At 71.9% G+C, this 20,684-nt stretch carries 15 protein-coding genes; 10 read left to right on the top strand and 5 right to left on the bottom strand.

The features are described from left to right. The first annotated feature begins 10 nt into the window (after positions 1-10). From HII36_RS16885 to HII36_RS16865, 5 genes are all read left to right on the top strand, one after another. On the top strand, positions 11-2,083 hold the full coding sequence (locus HII36_RS16885) for a putative bifunctional diguanylate cyclase/phosphodiesterase (protein WP_173524143.1): 2,073 nt from the start codon (positions 11-13) through the stop codon (positions 2,081-2,083). 106 nt (positions 2,084-2,189) lie between these two features. Then, positions 2,190-2,489: an Asp-tRNA(Asn)/Glu-tRNA(Gln) amidotransferase subunit GatC gene (gene gatC, locus HII36_RS16880; RefSeq protein ID WP_101787882.1), complete on the top strand. Its 300-nt coding sequence runs from the start codon at positions 2,190-2,192 to the stop codon at positions 2,487-2,489. Then, a complete protein-coding gene (gatA, locus tag HII36_RS16875) occupies positions 2,486-3,976 on the top strand; it encodes an Asp-tRNA(Asn)/Glu-tRNA(Gln) amidotransferase subunit GatA (protein ID WP_173524142.1) in 1,491 nt (496 codons plus the stop codon). The genes gatC and gatA overlap by 4 nt, the downstream gene beginning before the upstream one ends. Before the next feature lie 2 nt (positions 3,977-3,978). Next, complete coding sequence (gene gatB / locus HII36_RS16870) at positions 3,979-5,466, top strand: Asp-tRNA(Asn)/Glu-tRNA(Gln) amidotransferase subunit GatB (protein WP_217369610.1); 1,488 nt, start codon at positions 3,979-3,981, stop codon at positions 5,464-5,466. Between the two features lie 134 nt (positions 5,467-5,600). Beyond that, positions 5,601-6,935, top strand: coding sequence for an MFS transporter (locus HII36_RS16865; protein WP_236003573.1), 1,335 nt, complete (start codon positions 5,601-5,603; stop codon positions 6,933-6,935). 81 nt (positions 6,936-7,016) lie between these two features. Here the strand turns inward: HII36_RS16865 and HII36_RS16860 are convergent, their stop codons facing one another. The 4 genes from HII36_RS16860 to HII36_RS16845 form a co-directional block, all read right to left on the bottom strand. After that, the gene (locus HII36_RS16860) at positions 7,017-8,153 is read right to left on the bottom strand and encodes a serine hydrolase domain-containing protein (protein WP_173524140.1); all 1,137 of its coding nucleotides are present in this window, start codon (positions 8,151-8,153) and stop codon (positions 7,017-7,019) included. 86 nt (positions 8,154-8,239) lie between these two features. After that, the gene (locus HII36_RS16855; protein WP_173524139.1) at positions 8,240-9,748 is read right to left on the bottom strand and encodes a tripartite tricarboxylate transporter permease; all 1,509 of its coding nucleotides are present in this window, start codon (positions 9,746-9,748) and stop codon (positions 8,240-8,242) included. 1 nt (position 9,749) lies between these two features. After that, positions 9,750-10,259: a tripartite tricarboxylate transporter TctB family protein gene (locus HII36_RS16850; RefSeq protein ID WP_173524138.1), complete on the bottom strand. Its 510-nt coding sequence runs from the start codon at positions 10,257-10,259 to the stop codon at positions 9,750-9,752. Next, complete coding sequence (locus HII36_RS16845; RefSeq protein WP_173524137.1) at positions 10,259-11,230, bottom strand: Bug family tripartite tricarboxylate transporter substrate binding protein; 972 nt, start codon at positions 11,228-11,230, stop codon at positions 10,259-10,261. Before HII36_RS16845 ends, HII36_RS16850 begins: the two co-directional genes overlap by 1 nt. Positions 11,231-11,368: 138 nt before the next feature. Here HII36_RS16845 and HII36_RS16840 point away from each other — a divergent pair, with 138 nt between their 5' ends. The 3 genes from HII36_RS16840 to HII36_RS16830 all read left to right on the top strand — a co-directional run bounded on the left by HII36_RS16840 (position 11,369) and on the right by HII36_RS16830 (position 15,729). After that, positions 11,369-12,991 carry an ATP-binding protein gene (locus HII36_RS16840; protein ID WP_173524136.1) on the top strand — a complete coding sequence of 541 codons (1,623 nt, stop codon included), beginning with the start codon at positions 11,369-11,371 and terminating at the stop codon, positions 12,989-12,991. Continuing rightward, positions 12,988-13,644: a response regulator gene (locus HII36_RS16835; protein WP_173524135.1), complete on the top strand. Its 657-nt coding sequence runs from the start codon at positions 12,988-12,990 to the stop codon at positions 13,642-13,644. Before HII36_RS16840 ends, HII36_RS16835 begins: the two co-directional genes overlap by 4 nt. 327 nt (positions 13,645-13,971) lie before the next feature. Beyond that, positions 13,972-15,729 carry a VanW family protein gene (locus HII36_RS16830; RefSeq protein WP_173524134.1) on the top strand — a complete coding sequence of 586 codons (1,758 nt, stop codon included), beginning with the start codon at positions 13,972-13,974 and terminating at the stop codon, positions 15,727-15,729. On the opposite strand, the gene HII36_RS16825 is transcribed toward HII36_RS16830, so the two are convergent. Beyond that, positions 15,726-16,790, bottom strand: coding sequence for a PQQ-dependent sugar dehydrogenase (locus HII36_RS16825; protein WP_173524133.1), 1,065 nt, complete (start codon positions 16,788-16,790; stop codon positions 15,726-15,728). The genes HII36_RS16830 and HII36_RS16825 overlap by 4 nt on opposite strands. A gap of 38 nt (positions 16,791-16,828) precedes the next feature. Between HII36_RS16825 and HII36_RS16820 the strand changes: the two genes are divergently transcribed. After that, the gene (locus tag HII36_RS16820) at positions 16,829-17,737 is read left to right on the top strand and encodes a 2-hydroxyacid dehydrogenase (RefSeq protein ID WP_173524132.1); all 909 of its coding nucleotides are present in this window, start codon (positions 16,829-16,831) and stop codon (positions 17,735-17,737) included. A gap of 237 nt (positions 17,738-17,974) precedes the next feature. Further along, positions 17,975-20,587 (top strand): putative bifunctional diguanylate cyclase/phosphodiesterase, encoded by a 2,613-nt coding sequence (locus HII36_RS16815; RefSeq protein WP_328807744.1) that lies wholly within the window; start codon positions 17,975-17,977, stop codon positions 20,585-20,587. Positions 20,588-20,684: the final 97 nt, after the last annotated feature.

Here is a 20,684-nt window from a genome sequence, read left to right as displayed (position 1 = left end):
TGTGTTACCGATGACTGACCCAAACGACACCCGCGACACAGGACCTCGCATCGGCACGCCGTTGTGGGCGTTCCTCGCGGGCGTCACCGTGATCGGCTTCACCGCTCTGGTCGTGGCCATGCTGCGGCTCGACCTCGGCCCGCTGGTGGAGCTGGCCCGCACCCCGCTGTTCTGGGTGCTGGCGGTGCTAGTGGTGCTGGGCGAGCTCAGGCCCGTGATGGTCTCGTCGGCCACCGCCGTGGGGGGCACGTACCCGTCGACGATGTTCACGTTCGCCGTGCTGCTGCACTTCGGGCTGCCTGTCGCGGTGCTGATGCAGGCCGTGGCCGTCGCGATGAACGGGGTGGTCACGCGCAAGGCGTGGCATCGGGTGATGTTCAACATCGGTCAGTCGACCCTCGCGCTGACCGCCGCCGCCGTGGTGCTCGGGCTGTTCGGCATCGTGCCGAGCCCCGCCGTGCCGTGGACACCGGCCGGCGACGACCTGGTGGCGATCGCGCTGGCCGGGGTGGCGTACTTCGCCGGCCGGGCCACGCTGGTGTCGGGCGCGGTCGCGCTGCACGAGCGGCGCTCGATCGCGCGCGTGCTGAGGGTCACGGTGGGCCCGCAGAGCCTGGTCTACACCGCGCTGCTGGGCCTGGCGCCGCTGGTGGTCGTGGTGATGAACCACTCGCCCGGGCTGGTGCCGCTGTTCGTGGCGCCGCTGGCGGCGGTCTACTTCACCGCCACGCTGTCCATGCGCCGCGACCATCAGGCCATGCACGACGAGCTGACCGGCCTGCCGAACCGCAAGATGCTGATCGTCAGCACCGAGGAGGCGCTGGCCGAGTCACGCCACGACGAACGGGTCGGTCTGCTGCTGCTCGACCTCGACCGGTTCAAGGAGGTCAACGACACGATGGGGCACCCGGTCGGCGACCGGCTGCTCCAGCTCGTGGCGCACAAGCTCACCCACTCCGTACGCCCGGGCGACGTGGTGGCGCGGCTGGGCGGCGACGAGTTCGCGGTGCTGCTGCCGTCCATCAGGGACACCCATGCGGCCAGGGAGGTGGCGGCCAGGCTGCGTGCGGCGCTGACCGAGCCGGTGCGCCTGGAGGGCATGACGTTCGACCTCGACGGCTCGATCGGCATCGCGCTCTACCCCGATCACGCCCCCGACTTCGAGCTGCTGCTCCAGCGGGCCGACGTGGCCATGTACCTGGCCAAGGAGGGGCGTACCGGGGTCGAGCTCTACCTGCCCGACAAGGACCGTAACTCGCCCGAACGGCTCAACCTGCTCGGCGACCTGCGCCGCGCCATCGACAACCGCGAGCTGCGCCTGCACTACCAGCCCAAGGTCGGGCTCACCACGAACGCCGTGCACGGGGTGGAGGCGCTGCTGCGCTGGCGGCACCCGGTGCGCGGGCCGATCGCGCCGTCGGAGTTCGTCCCGCTGGCCGAGCAGTCGTACCTGATGCGCCAGCTCACCGCGTACGTGATCGACGCCGCGCTGGAACAGGCCGCCCGCTGGTGGCACTCGGGGCTGCGGGTGCAGATCTCGGTCAACATCAGCGCACGCGACCTGCTCGACTCGGCGCTGCCCGAGCGGCTGGAGCTGGGGCTGGCCAAGTACCGGCTGCCGCCGGCGGCGATCCAGCTGGAGGTCACCGAGCGCATCCTGACCGGCGACCAGGCCTACACCCAGGAGACGATCAAGGCCCTGGCCGTGCTCGGCGTGCCGCTGGCGCTCGACGACTTCGGCACCGGCTACTCCTCGCTGATCAGGCTCCAGCGGCTGGCGGTATCCGAGGTGAAGATCGACGCCTCGTTCGTGCGGCGCATCGCCGAGTCGCAGGACGACGAGCGCATCGTGCGGTCCATCGTGGACCTGGTCCGCTCGCTGGGGCTGCGCTCGGTGGCCGAGGGCGTGGAGTCGGAGGACGTCGCGCTGCGTCTCGCCGACCTGGGCTGCGACCTGGGCCAGGGCTGGCTGTTCTGCGAGCCGATGCCGCCGGCCGAGGCCACGATCTGGCTGCGCGAGCGCTTCCAGAGCACCCCGGAGATCGAGTACGGCTACCGTCCCGAGGTCACCCAGACCGCCTGAGCGCCGTCAGGCGTGTTACCAGGCGGTTAATGGTTCGGGGAGGATCCGTCAAGGCCCCTAGGATGGGAGGGTCCAAACTCCATCCACGAAACGGGTTCAACGACTCATGTCCGCCATAACCCGCGACGAGGTCGCGCACCTGGCCCGGTTGTCCCGGCTGGCGCTCACCGACGACGAACTCGACCACTACGCCACCCAGCTCGATGCCATCATCGAGTCGGTCGCGAAGGTGGCCGAGGTCGCCGCCGAGGACGTGCCGCCTTCGTCGCACGCGCTCCCGCTGACCAATGTCTTCCGTGCCGACGAGGTGCGACAGTCCCTGACGCCCGAGCAAGCCCTGTCCGGCGCCCCCGCCGTCGAGGACGACCGCTTCCGTGTGCCGCGCATCCTCGGGGAGGAGGCATGAGTCTGATCCGCAAGACAGCCGCCGAACTGGGCGAGCTGATCGCCAAGGGCGAGGTCTCGGCCGTCGAGGTGGCCGAGGCGCACCTCGACCGCATCGCCGAGGTCGAGCCGAAGGTCAAGGCGTTCCTGCACGTCGACCGCGAGACCACGGTGGAGCAGGCGCGGGCCGTCGACGCCAGGCTCAGGGCGGGCGAGAAGCTCGGCCCGCTGGCCGGCGTGCCGATCGCGCACAAGGACATCTTCGCCACCCACGACATGCCCACCACCGCCGGGTCGAAGATCCTGGAGGGCTGGCGGCCGCCGTACGACGCGACCGTCACCAGGCGGCTGCGCGAGGCCGGGCTGGTCATCCTGGGCAAGACGAACCTCGACGAGTTCGCCATGGGCTCGTCCACGGAGAACTCGGCCTACCACCCGACGCACAACCCGTGGGACCTGAGCAGGGTGCCCGGCGGCTCGTCCGGCGGTTCGAGCGCGGCGGTGGCCGCCTACGAGGCGCCGCTGTCGACCGGCACCGACACCGGCGGCTCGATCCGCCAGCCGGCCGCGGTGACCGGCCTGGTGGGCATGAAGCCGACCTACGGCGGCTCGTCCCGTTACGGCCTGATCGCGTTCGCCAGCTCGCTCGACACGCCGGGCCCGTTCGCCCGCAACGTGCTCGACGCGGCGCTGCTGCAGGAGGCGTTCTCCGGCTACGACCCGATGGACTCCACCTCCATCGACTCGCCCGTCCCGAACGTGGTCGAGGCCGCCAGGAACCCCGACATCGCGGGCATGCGGATCGGCGTCGTCAAGGAGTTCGGCGGCGAGGGCTACCAGCCCGGCGTGCTGGCCCGCTACACCGAGGCGGTCAAGCTGCTGGAGTCGCTGGGCGCCACGGTCGTCGAGGTGTCCTGCCCGTCGTTCACGACCGCGCTGCCGGCGTACTACCTGATCGCGCCGTCGGAGTGCTCGTCCAACCTGGCCCGCTTCGACGCCATGCGCTACGGCCTGCGCGTCGGCGACGACGGCACCCGCAGCGCCGAGGAGGTCATGGCGCTGACCAGGGCGGCCGGCTTCGGCCCCGAGGTCAAGCGGCGCATCATGCTCGGCACGTACGCGCTGTCCAGCGGCTACTACGACGCCTACTACGGCCAGGCGCAGAAGGTCCGCACGGTCATCTCGCGCGAGTTCCAGGCCGCCTATGAGCAGGTCGACGTGCTGGTCTCGCCCACGACGCCGACCACGGCGTTCGCGATCGGCGAGCGCGCCGACGACCCGATGGCGATGTACCTCGCCGACCTGTGCACGATCCCGTCCAACCTGGCGGGCAACGCGGCCATCTCGGTGCCGTGCGGCCTGGCCGACGAGGACAACCTGCCGGTCGGCCTGCAGATCATGGCCCCGGTGCTGGCCGACGACCGCTGCTACCGCGTCGGCGCCGCCGTCGAGAAGGCCCTGGAGAGCCGCTGGGGCGGCCCGCTGCTGAAGGAGGCCCCGTCGCTATGACCATGGCGTACGAGGAAGCGCTCGAGAAGTTCGAGCCGGTGCTCGGGCTGGAGACGCACGTCGAGCTGGGCACCAAGTCGAAGATGTTCTGCGGCTGCAAGACCGCCTTCGGCGCCCCGCCCAACACCCAGGTCTGCCCGACCTGCCTGGCCTTTCCCGGCGCGCTGCCGGTGGCCAACACGATGGCGATCGAGTCGACGATCCGCATCGGCCTGGCGCTGAACTGCTCGATCGCCGAGTGGTGCCGTTTCGCCCGGAAGAACTACTTCTATCCGGACATGCCGAAGAACTACCAGATCTCCCAGTACGACGAGCCGCTCTGCTTCGACGGCTACATCGACGTCGAGGTCAACGGCGAGACCGTGCGCATCGAGATCGAGCGGGTGCACCTGGAGGAGGACACCGGCAAGTCCACCCACGTGGGCGGCGCGACCGGGCGCATCCACGGGGCCGACTACTCGATCGTCGACTACAACCGGGCCGGCATCCCGCTGGTCGAGATCGTCACCAAGCCGATCCCCGGCACCGACCGGCTGGCGCCCGAGGTGGCCAAGGCGTACGTGACCGAGCTGCGCGAGATCATGCGCTCGCTGGGCGTCTCCGACGTGCGCATGGAGGAGGGCTCGCTGCGCTGCGACGTCAACGTGTCGCTGATGCCGCGCGGCTCCTCGGAGTGGGGCACCCGCACCGAGACCAAGAACGTCAACTCCCTGCGCAGCGTCGAGCGCGCGGTACGCAGCGAGATCGAGCGGCAGGCCGGTGTCCTGGCCGACGGCGGCAAGATCACGCAGGAGACCCGGCACTTCCACGAGGACACCGGCACCACCACCTCGGGCCGGTCCAAGGAAGAGGCGCAGGACTACCGCTACTTCCCCGAGCCCGACCTGGTGCCGATCGCGCCCGACAAGGCGTGGGTGGCCGAGCTCAAGGCGGCGCTGCCCGAGCTGCCTTCGGTCAAGCGCAAGCGGCTGCAGGCCGAGTGGGGGCTGTCGGACCTCGACATGGCCGCCATGCACAACGCCGACGCGATCGACCTGGTCGAGGCCACGGTCGCGGCCGGCGCCCCGCCGGCCGACGCGCGCAAGTGGTGGATGGGCGAGCTGGCGCGGCGCGCCAACGAGACCGGCACGCCGCTGGCCGACCTGCCCATCACGCCGGGGCAGATCGCCCGCGTCACCGAGCTGGTGTCGCAGGGCGCGCTGAACGACAAGCTGGCCCGCGAGGTGCTGGAAGGCGTCATGGCCGGCGAGGGTTCGCCGGACGACGTGGTCGAGCAGCGCGGCCTGAAGATCGTCAACGACGAGGGCGAGCTGTCGGCGATCATCGACCAGGTGCTGGCCGACAACGCCGACGCGGCCGAGAAGGTCCGCTCCGGCAAGATCGCGGCGGCCGGCGCCCTGGTGGGCGGCGTGATGAAGGCCAGCCGCGGCAAGGCCGACGCGGCCCGCGCCCGCGCGCTCATCCTGGAGAAGCTGGGCGTCTCCGAGTAACCGCCTGATGCTGTGGGGCCCCGTCACCGTGCCGGTGGCGGGGCCCTTCGCGTGGGTCCTAGGTCGATGTGCCCAGGCGGGTCTAGGGCTCACGCTGGAGGTGCGGGGCGCGCCGCCGTCATAGCGTCGCGGCCATGACGAGAAGAGCTTTGACAGTGGGCCTGGTGGCGATGGTGTCGCTGGTGGCCTTCGAGTACATGGCAGTCGCGATCGCCATGCCGGTCGTGGCGGAGAAACTGGGCGGGCTCGAACTGTACGGGCTGGCCTTCAGCGGGGCGATGGCCGCCGCCGTGGTCGGCACCGTCCTGGGCGGGCGATGGGCCGACGTGCGCGGGCCGTGGGCGCCGTTGTGGACCGGCGTGGCCGGGTTCGTGGCCGGGCTGACCCTGGCGGGGCTGGCGCCGAGCATGGAGATGCTGATCGCCGGACGGCTCGTCCAGGGGTTCGGCGGGGCGCTGGTCAACGTGGCGTTGTACGTGGTGGTGGCCCGGGTGTATCCCGAGGAGCTGCACCCCAAGATCTTTTCCTTGTTCGCGACGGCGTGGGTGGTGCCGTCCATGGTCGGGCCGGCGATCGTCGGGCTCATCGTGGACACGCTGGGCTGGCGCTGGGTGTTCCTGCTGGTGCCGATCCTGACCGCGCTGAGCGGGCTGGTGCTGCTGCGCGGCCTGGCCGGGCAGCCGGTGCGCGGCGGGCAGAGCGGGCCCGAGCCCGGCTTCGGCCGCAAGCTCGGCTGGGCGGCGGTCACCGCGGTCGGCGCCGGTCTGATGCAGTACGGCAGCGACGGACGTCCGCTCCTGCTGCTGGCCGGGCTGCTCGTGCTGGCGGTGGCGCTGCCGAGGCTGCTGCCCGCGGGCACCCTGCGCGCGGCCAGGGGGCTGCCGGCGGTGGTGGGCCTGCGCGGCCTGGCCACCGGCGCGTTCATCGCCGCTGAAGTGATCATCCCACTCATGCTGGTGAACGAGCGTGGGCTCTCGCCGCTGGCCGCCGGGCTCGCGCTCACCGGTGGCGCGCTGACCTGGTCGCTGGCCTCGTGGCTGCAGGGACGCGAGGTGTTCAGCCGGACGACGAACCTGCGGCTCGGCTCGGCCATGATCGCGCTCGGCGTCCTGGCCACCGGAACCGTGGCGTTCGCGGCCGTGCCGGTGGGAGTGGTGTACCCGGCCTGGGTCATCACCGGGTTCGGCATCGGGCTGGTCTACCCGACCCTGTCGGTGCTGACGCTGGAGCTGTCGGCGCCGGGCGAGCAGGGGGCCAACAGCTCGGCGCTGCAGGTGGGCGAGTCGGTGTTCTCCGTGGTGGCGGTGGCCGTCACCGGGGCGCTGTTCACCGCGGCGGGCTCGGGCTACTGGACGGTGTTCGCGGCGGCGCTGGTGCTGGCGCTGATCGGGCTGGCCATCGCGCCCAGGTCCACCGGCCGGGCAGCGGACCAGACCAAGGGGCCGGCGCCCCAGCTGGTCGGCGCCTGAGCGATCGAGCCTGCGCCTGAGGGATCGGGCCTGAGTGATCGCGCCCGAGTGCTGAGCGGCCCGGCCCACCGGCCGGGCTGTTCAGCGTCTGGCGGCGGACATCACGGCCTTGATCAGGCGGCCGTTCTCGCGAGCGCCGCCCCCGCCGCCGAGCTGGAACCGGCGGCGGGTGTAGCCGTAGGCGACGCCGCTGCCCGGGTCGGCGAACGACTGCGCGCCCACCGCGCCGCTGTGCCCGAAGGCGTCGGGGCCGAGCTCCGGATAGCGCATGGCCTGGGCCTCGAAACCGAGCAGGAAGTGGTCGGGCTCCCCGGTGACCAGGTCGACGCCGGGGGAGTGCGGCTTGGTGAACTCGGCCAGGGTGGCGGGGGAGAGCAGCGGCGGGCGGCCGTCCACCTCGCTGATGGCGGCGGCGTACATGGCGGCCAGGCCGCGGGCGCTGCCCACGCTGCCGCTGGAGGCCGGGCCGAGCGCGCGCACCCGGCGGGTGTTGGCGAACTCCACCAGGTCGGCGGGCGGGTCGGCGTGCAGGTTGAAGGCGACGGCGAGCAGGCTGTCCGGGGCCGGGGGCTGCGCGGCGGCGATGGCGGCCTCCTCGGGCGGCAGCGGGCGCACCGGCACGTAACGGGGTTCGAGCTCGGCGGGCAGCCCGAGGTAGAAGTCCAGCCCGTACGGGGTGCGCACGCGCTCGTCGTAGACCTGCTGGAGGGTGCGCCCGGTGACGCGCCTGACCACCTCGCCGACCAGCGCGCCGATGACGAACGCGTGGTAGCCGTAGGCGCTGCCGGGCCGCCAGTAGGGACGCTGGCCGACCAGGCGCTCGGCGATGAGCCGGTCGTCGGCCAGCTCGTCGGGGCCGAAACCGCCGTCGACGCCGATCAGTCCGGACCGGTGGGCCAGCAGCTCGCGCACGGTCAGCAGGTCCTTGGCATGCGCGGCGAACTCGGGCCAGTAGTGAGCCACAGGACGGTCCAGGTCGAGCACTCCGTCCTGGACGAGCAGCGCGGCGACCAGGTGCGTGGCGCCCTTGCCCGAGGAGTACAGGCCGTGCAGCGAGTCGCCGCTGACGCCGTCGCCCGCCCACAGGTCGACCACCCGCCGCCCGTCCAGGTGCACGGCCAACTGGGCGCCAGGGTCGGGCTCGGCCGCGACGACCGCCGCGAACTCCTGCTCGACCTGCTCGAAACCGGGGGCCACAAAGCCGTTCACATTCGTCATGGCCATGACCATATAGTAAGAATCAGTGACTATCAAGTTCAGTGACTAAATGCCGGCCCGCCAGGGAAGGCGGGCCGGTGAGACGGTCACTCCGTCCGTGCTGCCTCCCTCCGGCGGGCCAGCAGCTTGCGCGCCAGCGGCGTGAGCAGCGCCAGCACCGACAGCACCAGCAGCGACGCTGCGATCGGGCTGCCCACCAGCGTGGTCACGTCGCCCGCGCCGATGGCCAGCGCGCGGCGCAGCTGCACCTCGGCCATCGGGCCGAGGATCATGCCGATCACCGCGGGCGCCACCGGCAGGCCGAAGCGGCGCATCGAGTAGCCGAGCAGACCCAGCAGGAAGAGCACGAACAGGTCCACCGTGCTGGCGTTCAGCGCGTAGACGCCCAGGGCGGCGAACAGCACGATCCCGGCGTACAGGTACGGCCGCGGGATCCGCAGCACCCGCGCCCACAGCGGCGCCAGCGGCAGGTTCAGCACCAGCAGCATCGTGTTGCCGATGAACAGCGACGCGATCATGCCCCAGACCAGGGCCGGGTTGTGGTCGAACAGCTGCGGCCCGGGCTGCAGCCCGTACTGCTGGAAGGCGGCCAGCAGGATCGCGGCCGTCGCCGAGGTCGGCAGGCCCAGCGTCAGCAGCGGGACCAGCGTGCCGGCCGCCGAGGCGTTGTTGGCCGCCTCCGGCCCGGCCACGCCTTCGATGGCGCCCTTGCCGTACTCCTCCTTGGCGACCCCGCGGGCCAGCTTCTTCTCCGCCGCGTACGACAGGAACGTGGGGATCTCCGCGCCGCCGCCGGGCAGCGCGCCGAACGGGAACCCGAGCGCGGTGCCACGCAGCCACGGCCGCCACGAGCGGCGCCAGTCGGAGCGGCCCATCCAGGCCCGGCCGACCGGCACCACCTCGGGCGCCGCGTGCCGCAGCCGGGAGGCCACGTACAGCGCCTCGCCGAACGCGAACAGGCCCACCGCGACGATCACCACGTCGATGCCGTCGAGCAGTTGCGGGATGCCCAGCGTGAGCCGCGCCTGGCCGGTCTGCTGGTCGATGCCGATCAGCCCGATCATCAGTCCGAGCACCAGCGAGGCCAGACCGCGCACCACCGAGCGCGACATCACCGACGACACTGCGGTGAAGGCCAGGATCGCCAGCGCGAAGTAGTCCTCGGGCCCGAACGAGATCGCGAAGCTCACCACCGCCGGCGCGGCCACCACCAGCAGGCCGGTGGCCAGGGTCCCGGCCACGAACGAGCCGATCGCCGCGGTGGCCAGCGCCTGGGCGGCCCGGCCGCGCCGCGCCATCTTGTTGCCCTCCAGCGCGGTGATCATGGAGGAGGACTCGCCCGGCGTGTTGAGCAGGATCGAGGTGGTCGAGCCGCCGTACATGCCGCCGTAGTAGATGCCGGCGAACATGATGAACGCGCTGGCCGGCGGCACCGTGAAGGTGATCGGCAGCAGCAGCGCCACCGTCATCGCCGGGCCGATGCCGGGCAGCACCCCGACCAGGGTGCCCAGGGTGACGCCGATCAGCGCGTACAGCAGGTTGACCGGGGTGAGCGCGGCGGCGAAGCCGTCGAGCAGCAGCTGGAACGACGACATGTCAGATCACCCCGCCCAGGGGCCCGGCGGGAAGCGTCACGCCGAGCCCCTTCACGAACACCAGATACGTGGTCACGCCCAGGACGACCGCGATCACGGCCGCCCGCGCCTTGTGCTCGGCGCCCAGCGCGACGGACAGGCCGAAGAACAGCAGGCTCGCGCCGATGACCCAGCCCAGCACGTTCAGCAGCGCCGCGAAGGCCAGGAAGACGCCGCTCACCAGGCCGACGCTGCGCCAGTCCGCGGGCGCGTCGACGTCGATGTCCTCGCTCTCCTCCGGGTCGCCCCGGCCGCCGCGCAGCACGTCGGCCACGTAGAGCAGGCCGATCAGGATCATGGACCCGCCCACCAGCATGGGGAAGAAGCGCGGGCCCAGGCCGAGCTGGGAGGCCGCCGCCGCGACGTCGAGCGTCCCGACGACGACGAACACGCCCAGCGCCAGCACGACGAGCGCGAGCCCGAGCTCGGGCCGCCACCAGCGGCGGCCCTTCCGCTCTTCGGCTTCGGACATCAGGAGACGAGCCCCATCTCGGCGATGATGGCCTTGACCCGGGTCTGCTCGGTGTTGAGGTAGTCGGTGAACTGCTGACCGGTCTGGAACGAGTCGATCCAGCCGTTCTTGGCCACCGCGTCCTTCCACGCCTGCGAGTCGTGCATCTTGGTGACCAGGTCGGTCAGCGCCTTCTTGTCGGTGTCGCTGAGCCCGCCGGGGGCGACGAAGCCGCGCCAGTTGGCCAGCTCGACGTCCAGGCCGCCTTCCTTCAGGGTGGGCGCGTCCAGGTTGGGCAGCCGCTGGCCGGAGGTCACCGCCAGGGCGCGCAGCTTGCCGGACTTCACGTGCTCGGCGAACTCGCCGACGCCCGAGATGCCGAGGCTGACCTTGTTGCCGAGCAGCGCGTTGAGCGCCTCGCCGCCGCCGGAGTGCGCGATGTAGTTGACCTGCTTGGGGTCGACGCCCGCGGCCTTGGCCATCAGACCGGCCACGATGTGGTCGGTGCCGCCGGCCGAGCCGCCCGCGATGGAGATCTTCGCCGGGTCGGCCTTCCAGGCGGCGACCAGGTCGGCGATCGACTTGAGCGGGGACTCCGCCGGGACCACGATGATCTCGTACTCCTCGGTCAGCTTGGCGATCGGCGTGGTCTCGGCCAGCGTGACCTTCGACTTGTTCTGCTCGATCGCGCCGACCATGACCAGTCCCATGGTCATGAGCAGGTTGCCGTTGCCCTTCTCGCCGGCGAGCTGGGCCAGGCCGATGGTGCCGCCCGCGCCGGGCACGTTGAACACCTCGACCTTGCGCTGCGGGTCGGCGGCCTTGAACGCCTGCTCGGCGGTGCGTGAGGTGGTGTCCCAGCCGCCGCCGGGGGCCGCGGGCGCCATGATGCGCAGGGCGCTGGTGCCGCCGCCGGCCGAGCCGTTCTCGCCGCAGCCGGTCAGCGCCGCGACGGAGAGTGCCGCGAGTGCGGCGAGTATGCGCAGGCGCATGATCACTCCAAAGGGGGGATTTCACGTTGGTGAAACTGGATGGTGAGGACACTTCCCCGCGGAGTCGAGGGTTTGCGTGGTAGCCGTCATAGTGGTCGTATTGGTCACGGGCTTGCCCATGACCTCGGCGTGCCTAGCATGTGGACCGTGAGAAGGGTCCGCGACGCCTCCCTGGGCACGCAGTTGTTCGTGCTCCAGATGGTGATCGTGCTGCTCGCGGCCGGCGGCACGGCGAGCGTGTGGGCCGCGCACACCCGCGACCAGCTCGACAAGCGGCACGAGCAGCTCGCGCTGGCGATCGCCCGCTCGGTGGCCGGGCTGCCGCAGGTCCGCGACGCGTTTTCGCTGGAGAGCCCGCAGACGGTGCTGCAACCGCTGGCGATGAGCGTCCAGCACGAGACGGGCGCCGACTACGTCGTCATCGCCAACACCGACCAGATCAGGTACGCCCACCCGAACCCCGCGCTCATCGGCAAGCGGTTGTCCACCGACGGCACCACGGTGCTCAGGAGCGGCGAGAGCTGGGTCGGCACCGAGACCGGCACGATCGGCACCACCGTGCGCGGCAAGACCCCGATCCGCGACGAATACGGCAACGTCATCGGCCTGGTCTCGGTCGGCATCCTGCAGACCACGGTCACCGACCGGCTCTGGGACGCGCTGCCGCGCCTGCTGTGGACCGCGATGGCCGCGTTGCTGGCCGGGCTGGCGCTGGCCGCGCTGATCACCGCGCGGGTGCGCAGGCAGACGTTCGGCCTGGAGCCGCGCGAGATCGCCGCGCTGCTGGAGCAGCGCGAGGGCGTGCTGCACGGCGTCAAGGAAGGCGTGCTGGCGCTCGACCTGTCAGGACGCGTCACGCTGGTCAACGACGCCGCCCGCGAGCTGCTCGGCGGCCTCGGCGACGGCCGGGGCGAGGTGACGGTCGGCGGAAACCTGACCGACCTGCCGGTCTCCGAGCGCATGCGTGACGTGCTCGGCGGCGTCGACCCCGGCGAGGACCGGGTGGTGCTGCACGGCGACCGGGTGCTGGTGCTCAACCGCACCCCGGTGTCCGTACGCGGGCAGCACCGCGGCTGGGTGGTCACGCTCAGGGACCGTACCGAGCTGGTCAGGCTGGCCCGCGAGCTCGACGACACCAGCAGCGCGACCGAGGCGCTGCGGGCCCAGGCCCACGAGTTCGCCAACCGCATGCACACCGTCGTCGGCCTGCTGGAACTGGGCGAGCACGAGGCCGCGATCGGCTTCATCACCCGGACCACGCGCGGCACGTACGCCACCGACCTGCGCGAACGCGTCCAGGATCCGACGCTGGCCGCGTTGCTGCTGGCCAAGTCCGCAGAGGCGGCCGAGCGCGGCGCGCGGCTGGTGCTCGCCGAGGACTCCTCGGTGCCCGAAGGGGTGCTCGGCGACGCGCAGGACGCGGTGCTGGTCGTCGGCAACCTGGTCGCCAACGCGATCGACGCGCTCGACGGCGCGGAGGGCACGGTGGAGGTGTCGGTGGTGGCCGACGAGGACGGGCTGCGGGTGCGCGTGTGCGACTCCGGTCCGGGGATCACGCCCGACCTGGTGGACGAGGTCTTCAGGGAGGGCTTCACCACCAAGGCCGCGCACTCGGGCCCGCGCGGGCTCGGCCTGGCCCTGACCAGGCAGGCGTGCCTGCGGCGCGGCGGCTGGGTGCGCGTCGGCGACCCCGGCTCGCGTGCCGGAGGGGCGGTCTTCACCGCGCTGCTCCCCGCCAAGGCGAAGGCCGGCAGCCGATGATCCGCGTGCTGGTCGTGGACGACGACTTCATGGTGGCCCGCATCCACAGCGGCTACGTCTCGCGCGTGCCCGGGTTCGAGGTGGTCGCGGTGGCGCACAACGGCGCGGACGCGCTCGCCGCGGCGGCCGAGCTGCGTCCCGACCTGGTGCTGCTCGACATCTACCTGCCCGACATGTCCGGGCTGGAGGTGCTCAAGGCGCTGCACGACGTGGACGTCCTCATGATCAGCGCCGCCCGCGACGTGTCCACGGTCAAGGAGGCCATGCGCGGCGGCGCGGTCAACTACCTGATCAAGCCGTTCACCGCCACCGCGCTGGCCGAGCGCCTGCAGCAGTACGCCGACACCCGCAGGCGGTTCACCGCCATCGGCCCCGAGGCCAGACAGGACGACGTGGACCGGCTCTTCGGCCTGCCCAAGGCCCCCGCCCCGGTGCCGAAGGGCCTGTCACCCGCCACGTGCGCGCTGGTGGCCGACGCGCTGCGCGACGCGGGCGGCGATCTCTCGGCGGCGGAGGCGGCCGAGCTGACCGGGCTGTCGCGGGTGAGCGCCCGCCGATACCTGGAATATCTGTGCGAGGCGGGCCGGGCCGAGCTACGTCCCAGGTACGGCACCGCGGGACGGCCCGAACATCGTTACCGATGGCTGGGTTGACATACTTCCGTTTCCATTTTCTCGTGACATATCCGGACCCTCGTGCCTTACTGTTGCCTGAGACTTGGCTGCGGACCGGGAGGAGATTGAGGCGTGCGGAACGCCGGACCGATCGAATCACCGACCGACCCGTTCGCCTCGGTGCCATTGCCCTCGCGGGGACAGTCGAAGAAGCCGCGGATCGAAGGACTGCCGCCGGGTGTCTCACGTGACATCTTCGGCCCGCAGGACCAGGAGTCCCGGCCCCCCGCGAACCAGAGCGCACCGGGCGGTCAGGGCGGTGGCGGCGCACTGCCGCCCGTTCCACCACCCCCGCAGCCCTGGCCGATGAGCGACTCCAACCGGGAGCCCGCGCCACCGCCCGCCCCGGTCTTCGGCCGCCCGGCCGGACGGCCCGAGATCGCCGAGCCCGAGCCGCCGCGCAAGCGCCGGCTCCTGCCCGGGCTGCTGGTGCTGGTGGCGCTGCTGGTCGTGCTGGCCTACGCGGTACCCGCCGTGCTGATGTCGGGAGCCGTGTTACGCGGCACCCACGTGGCAGGCGTGGACATCGGCGGGCTGACCGTCACCAAGGCCGCGGAGAAGCTGCGCGTCGAGCTCAGCGCCAAGCTCAGCCAGCCCGTCGAGGTGGATCTCGGCGGCGAGAAGGACATCATCCAGGCCGACGAGGCCGGGCTCGAACTCGACGTGGTCGCCACGCTCAACCAGGCGCCCAGCGGGTTCCCCACCCCGATCGAGGTGTGGCGCGGCCTGACCGGCACCACGAACCTGCAGCCGAAGATCACCATCGACCCCGCCCAGCTCACCAGGACCGTCGAAGGGCTGGCAGAAGGCGTGGACAAGCCCGCCGTGGAGGGCCGGATCACCTTCGACCGCCTGCGCCCGCAGGTCCGCATGCCCGCCGACGGCGTGCTGCTCGACCGGTCCGACGCCGTCCGCCAGATCAGCGAGGCGTTCCTCAGCGGGCGTGACGCGGTGGTGCTCGCCCTGCGCCCGGCCAAGCCCACCACGACCAGGGAGTCGGTCGCGGCCGCCGCGGCCGGGGCCAGGCGCGCGGTCGCCGGGCCCATCACGCTGACCATCGCCGGCAAGCAGGCGCAGCTCGCCCCGGCCACGATCGCCGCGAACCTCACCTACGTCCCCGACGGCGAAGGCGGCCTGACGCCGCAGTTCGACGCCGAGTCGGCGCTGGTGGGCGTGGAGAACAGCCTGGTCGACACCGCTCAGCAGCCCCAGGACGCCACCTACCAGATCGTCAACGGCAGCCCGGTGCTCGTCCCGTCCCGCGTCGGCCGCGGCGTGGACGACAAGCGGCTGGCCCGCGACGTGATCAAGCTGCTGGCCGCCGACGGCGGACGCACCATCCCGGTGACGCTCGCCGCGGCCAGGCCCGCCGTCACCACCGCAGAGGTGCGCGACCTGGGCATCAAGGAGAGCGTGGCCCAGTTCACCACCTCCTTCGAGTGCTGCCAGCCCCGCGTCAAGAACATCCAGACCATGGCGCAGAACATCGACGGCCACCTGGTCAAGCCGGGCGAGACGTTCTCCCTCAACGACACGCTCGGCGAGCGGACCGTCGAGGGCGGCTACGTCGAGGCGGGCCAGATCGTCGGCGGCCGGATGGTGCCGATCATCGGCGGCGGCGGCGCCCAGTTCGCCACGGCCCTGTACAACGCGGTCTACGCTGGCGGCTACGAAGAGGTCGAGCGGACCCCGATGGACTACTTCGACTCCCGCTACCCGGCCGGCCGCGACGCCGCGCTGCTGCACCCGGACCGCGACCTGAAGTGGCGCAACGACTCCGAGCACGGCGTGCTGATCAAGACCGCGGTCACCGGCACCTCGGTCACCGTCACGCTGTGGAGCACCAAGCGCTACGACAAGATCGTGGCCGTGGAGTCGGACAAGCGGGACTTCACCCCGTTCCGGAGCGAGCGCGGCACCGCGCCCGGCTGCGTGGCCACCATCGGGCAGCAGGGCTTCACGATCGACGTCACCCGGGTGTTCTACAACGACGGCCAGGTGGTCAAGCGCGACAAGAAGCAGACCACCGAGTACCGGCCGCGCGCCCAGGTGACCTGCGGCTAGCCCGCCGGGGCGATCGACAGGATCTTGTCGTCGCCGGCGCGCGGGCTGCCCCTGCCGTCCTCGTTGCTGGTGCCCACCCAGAGCGTGCCGCCGGGGGCCGCGGCCACCGCGCGCAGGCGGCCGTAGGCGTCGGTGAAGTGCGCGACGGGCTCGCCCGCGGCGCCGTCCTGGCTCAGCGGCACCTGCCACAGCCGCTCGCCGCGCAGCGCGCCGACCCACAGCGAGCCGTTCGCGTACGCCATCCCCGATGGCGAGGCCTCGGAGGTGCGCCAGGTGACGATCGGGTTCACGAACCGCGGGTCGTCGCCCCTGCCCTCCACCTCGGGCCAGCCGTAGTTGGCCCCCGGTCTGATCAGGTTGACCTCGTCGAAGCTGTTGGCGCCGAACTCCGACGCGTACAGCCGACCGGCCGGGTCCCAGGCCAGGCCCTGCACGTTGCGGTGGCCGTAGCTGTAGACGAGCGTGCCGAACGGGTTGCCCGGCGCGGGCGCGCCGTCGGCGGTCATGCGCAGGATCTTGCCGCCGAGCGAGTCGCGCCGCTGGGCGAGCTGGGTGTCGCCGGTCTCGCCGGTGGTGGCGTACAGGTGGCCGTCGGGGCCGAATGCCAGCCGCCCGCCGTTGTGTATGCCGCCCTTGGGTATGCCCTGGACCAGCACCTTCGGCTCGCTGATCGCGTTGTCGCCGAGCCGGTATCTGACGATCCTGTTGTCCTGCTCGGCGGTGTAGTAGACGAACACGTGCGCGTCCTTGACCGCCACGCCCATCAGGCCGCCCTCGCCGTCGGGGCGCACGCCGTCGATCCTGGCCAGCTCGCTCACCTGGCCGGACGGGCTCACCTTGAGCAGCCTGCCGGTGTCGCGCTCGGTGACCAGCGCCGCGCCGCCCCCGCCGGCGGGGAACGCGATGCCCCACGGCACCGCCAGCCCGGTCGCCACCGGTTTCGGCTCGCCAGGACGCGAACCGGGCGAGAGCGCGGCGGTCGGGGTCACCTCGCCGCCCGCGGTCGAGCCGGAACACGCGGTCAGGGCGGTCAGTAGCGCGATCGTCCAGAGCTTCCTCATGTGTTCCATACTTCCCCCGGAGTCGTAAGGTTCTCGGCATGAAGATCTGGGTGCCTTCCGATGCGGTCGTCGAGGTCTTGTCCGATCTGCCCGGCCTGGAGTGCACCGTTTACGACGGCACCACCGCGTTGCCCGGCGACGTGGCCGACGTGGAGGTGTGGGTCCCGCCGCTGATCACGGTGCCGGACGTGCCGGGCACCCTGGCCAGGATGTCCGCGTTGCGGCTGGTGCAGACCGTCAGCGCGGGCGTGGAGCAGTACCGGCCGCACATCCCGCCGGGCGTGGTGCTGTGCAACGCGCGCGGCGTGCACGACGCGGGCACCGCCGAGTGGGCGGTCGGCGCGATGATCGCGGTGCTGCGCGAGTTCCCCGGCTTCGTCGACGCCCAGCGCGACGGCGAGTGGACCTACCACCGCACCGGCGTGCTGGCCGACTCCACCGTCCTGATCGTGGGCCACGGCTCCATCGGCGCGGCGCTGGAGAGGCGGCTGGACGGCTTCGAGGTCGACGTCGTCCGGGTGGCCAGGACCGCCCGCGACGGCGTGCACGGCCTGGACGAACTGCCCGCGCTGCTGCCCGCGGCCGACGTCGTCGTGCTGCTGGTGCCCGCGACCGCCGACACCGCGGGGATGGTGGACGCGGCGTTCCTGGCCCGGATGAAGGACGGCGCCGTCCTGGTCAACGCCGCCCGCGGCGGCGTGGTCGACACCGAGGCCCTGCTCGCCGAGGTGAAGACGGGCCGGCTGCGTGCCGCGCTCGACGTCACCGACCCCGAACCGCTGCCGGCCGGCCATCCCCTGTGGAGCGCGCCCGGCGTGCTGATCACCCCGCACATCGCGGGCAGCACCCCGGCCTCGGCCCGGCGGACGCTGCGGCTGATCCGCGCGCAGCTCGGGCGCCACCTCGCGGGCGAGTCGCTTGACAACGTCATTACCGACTCGTATTGAGAGGATTCCGGAACGTGGCTGGTCCGTGACCTCCAGTGCGTACGGTGGCGTCTGCAGGGAGTTCCTGACTCACTGTCAAGGAACTCTTGGCGGCAATTGGTCTGTGTGGTTATCAGATCGGTGACGACATCGGCGTTGTCACCCCCCGCGCATCCGCGACCGCACACACTGGCGAGGTGATGTGCCAGGCTTCGGCGGTCGCTGAGGCGAGAGTTCGAGACGGGATGGGCAACGACTGTGATCCGCTGGCGTGATCCACGGGCGCCGCTGGCCGCCGCGGCGGCGGCCGGTGCGGCGGGCTTCGCCGCTGCGCTGCTCGCGGGCGGTCCCGCCCTCCTCGCCGGCGCGATAGCCGGGGCGTTCGCGGCGCTGGTCGCCGCGGCCTCGCTGCTGCTCGCGGCGGCCCGCAGGCTCGCGCACCGCTCGACGGCGGCCGGCGCGCGCTGGATGGGCGGCGGCGCCGTCATCTGGGCGGCCGGCGTGGCGCTGCGCCCGGTGGCCGAGAGTTTCGTGGTGAGCTTCGCCGACCTGTTCGTGCTGCTCGGCACCGTGATCATGGCCGGCGGCACGCTGATGGCCGCGGGCCGCGCCTTCCCCGCGGGCGTCGTGCTGCGCCATCTCACCGACTCCTTCCTCTGCTCGGCCTCGCTGTTCCTGATCGGCTGGGTGGTGGCGCTGCGCCACGTCTACGACGACGCGGGCGACCCGCCCGCGTTCACCGTGGCCATGCTGCCGCCGATGGTCGCGCTGCTCGTCACGTTCGCGGTGGTGCCCGCCGTGGTGGCCAACCGGTCCACGTCCTGGCCGCTCGGGCTGGCCGGGGTCGGCGTGCTGGGCACGATGACGGTGGCGGGCATGGCGGCCGCGGTCGCGCGGCTCGGCGACGGCACGCCGCCGATCTGGAGCCTCATGCTCGCCCCGGTGGCACTCCTGCTGCTGGCCGCCGTCCCGTGGGGGCCGCCGGCCAGGGAGGCGGGCGGCCCTGGCGTCGGCCACCTGATGACGCTGGTGCCGCCGGCGCTGGTCGCGGTGGCCGCCTTCACACTGCTCGCGCACCTGGCGAGCGGGCGGCAGCAGCCGCCGGTCACCGGCGTCGTGGTCGTCGCGGTGTCGGTGGTGCTGGTCCTGCTGGTGCGCCTGTTCGTGCTGGCCGGGGTGAACATCAACCTGCGCAGGCTGGTCGCGCTCGGCGACAAGCAGCTCAGGGAGCTGGCCGAGAGCACCGGCGACGTGGTGCTGATGTGCGACTACGAGGGCGCGATACGCGAGATCGGCGCGGGCGTCGAGGTCACCTACGGCTACCGTCCTGAAGAGCTGGTCGGCCGCCCGATCTTCGACTACATCCACCCCGAAGACGTGCCCGGCATCCAGGAGGCGCTGCGCGCGATGGGCCCCGACGAGGAGGTCGCGCCGGGCGCCTGCCTGATCGCCTGCCGGGTACGCGGCGCCGACGGCACCTGGCGGCCCACCGAGTCCGTGGCCACCAGGCACGTCGGCGGCGACGACCTGCTGCTGGTGACGATCAGGGACGTGAGCGACGAGGAGGCGCTGCGCTACCAGGTCGCCCACCTGACCTTCCACGACGGCATCACCGGCCTGCCCAACCGCGCCTACTTCGAGGAGCGCACCCGCGAGGTGCTGTCGGGCCGCAACTCGCCGTACGTGGCGGTCATCTTCCTCGACCTCGACGGGTTCACCTCGGTCAACGACTCCGTCGGCCACGCCAGCGGCGACTACCTGCTCGGCCAGGCGGCCAGGCGGCTGCGCGGCGCGGTGCGCGCCGACGACACGCTGGCCAGATGGGGCGGCGACGAGTTCGCGGTGCTGGTGGAGACGGGCGGCGACGCGCAGGTCGCGGTCGACCTGGCCGAGCGGCTGGTCCGCGCGGTCTCGCAGGAGCCGTTCCGGGTGGCCGACCGCGACGTGGCGCTGACGGCCAGCGTCGGCGTGGCGTTCGCCGAGGACGACATGCCGGCCGGAGACCTGATACGAAACGCCGATGTGGCGATGGCGCGTTCCAAGGAGCTGGGCGGCCGGCGGGTCGAGGTGTTCGCCGCGCAGATGCACGCCGACGTGGTCCGCAGGCTCGAACTGGCCGCGGACCTGCAGCGGGCGCTCATCGAGCAGCAGTTCGCCATCGAGTATCAGCCGGTCGTCGACCTGGCCACCTCGCGGGTGACCGCGGTGGAGGCGCTGGTGCGGTGGTGGCGCGGCTCGGTGTTCGTGCCGCCGGAGCAGTTCCTCGGCCCGGCCGAGGACACCGGGCTCATCGTGCCGCTGGGCGAGTGGATCCTGCGCGAGGCGTGCCGCGAGGTGGCCGCCTGGCGGGCCTCGTCGTGGGACATCGGGCTGTCGCTGAACCTGTCGGCCCGGCAGATCACCGCGCCCAGGTTCGTCGAGACGGTCGAGGAGGCGCTGGCCGAGAGCGGCCTGCCGGCCTCCGCGCTCACGCTCGAGGTGATCGAGGAGATGCTGGTCGAGGACGCCGAGGAGACGATCAAGCGGCTGTCGGAGCTGCGCGCGCTCGGCGTGCGGCTGGCCATCGACGACTTCGGCACCGGCTACGCCTCGCTGGCCTTCCTCAGGCAGCTCCCGGTCGACATGATCAAGATCGATCCGTCGTTCGTCTCCGGGCTGGGCAGGGACGACACGCTGACGTTGCTCACCCGCACGATCGTGCGGCTCGGCCACGACCTCGGTCTCATCGTGGTGGCCGAGGGCATCGAGCGTCCCGAGCAGCTCGAATTGCTGCGGGAGATGGGCTGCACCAGGGGGCAGGGCTTCCTGGTCGCCCGTCCGATGGCGGCTCGCGGGGTGGACTCACTGATGCGGACGAGTCTCACTGTCTGAGACTTGTGTCCCACCAAGTTGACACTGGGGCGTTCGGAGCGGCTATGGTGTAAGGCATGCTTCGCAGTGAGATTCTCGTAGTACTTCGCCGGCGCGC

The organism is Nonomuraea antri, from assembly GCF_013283785.1.
GTDB classification, from domain to species: Bacteria; Actinomycetota; Actinomycetes; order Streptosporangiales; family Streptosporangiaceae; genus Nonomuraea; species Nonomuraea antri.
The sequence above is the reverse complement of the archived record's forward strand: the minus strand, read 5'-3'. Positions and strand labels throughout refer to the sequence as shown.

Bases quoted from the DNA above. Each gene is read 5' to 3' on its own strand.
- HII36_RS16885 (WP_173524143.1), top strand. From the start codon at position 11: ATGACTGACCCAAACGACACCCGCGACACAGGACCTCGCATCGGCACG.
- gatC (WP_101787882.1), top strand. From the start codon at position 2,190: ATGTCCGCCATAACCCGCGACGAGGTCGCGCACCTGGCCCGGTTGTCC.
- gatA (WP_173524142.1), top strand. From the start codon at position 2,486: ATGAGTCTGATCCGCAAGACAGCCGCCGAACTGGGCGAGCTGATCGCC.
- gatB (WP_217369610.1), top strand. From the start codon at position 3,979: ATGGCGTACGAGGAAGCGCTCGAGAAGTTCGAGCCGGTGCTCGGGCTG.
- HII36_RS16865 (WP_236003573.1), top strand. From the start codon at position 5,601: ATGACGAGAAGAGCTTTGACAGTGGGCCTGGTGGCGATGGTGTCGCTG.
- HII36_RS16860 (WP_173524140.1), bottom strand. From the start codon at position 8,153: ATGACGAATGTGAACGGCTTTGTGGCCCCCGGTTTCGAGCAGGTCGAG.
- HII36_RS16855 (WP_173524139.1), bottom strand. From the start codon at position 9,748: ATGTCGTCGTTCCAGCTGCTGCTCGACGGCTTCGCCGCCGCGCTCACC.
- HII36_RS16850 (WP_173524138.1), bottom strand. From the start codon at position 10,259: ATGTCCGAAGCCGAAGAGCGGAAGGGCCGCCGCTGGTGGCGGCCCGAG.
- HII36_RS16845 (WP_173524137.1), bottom strand. From the start codon at position 11,230: ATGCGCCTGCGCATACTCGCCGCACTCGCGGCACTCTCCGTCGCGGCG.
- HII36_RS16840 (WP_173524136.1), top strand. From the start codon at position 11,369: ATGTGGACCGTGAGAAGGGTCCGCGACGCCTCCCTGGGCACGCAGTTG.
- HII36_RS16835 (WP_173524135.1), top strand. From the start codon at position 12,988: ATGATCCGCGTGCTGGTCGTGGACGACGACTTCATGGTGGCCCGCATC.
- HII36_RS16830 (WP_173524134.1), top strand. From the start codon at position 13,972: ATGAGCGACTCCAACCGGGAGCCCGCGCCACCGCCCGCCCCGGTCTTC.
- HII36_RS16825 (WP_173524133.1), bottom strand. From the start codon at position 16,790: ATGAGGAAGCTCTGGACGATCGCGCTACTGACCGCCCTGACCGCGTGT.
- HII36_RS16820 (WP_173524132.1), top strand. From the start codon at position 16,829: ATGAAGATCTGGGTGCCTTCCGATGCGGTCGTCGAGGTCTTGTCCGAT.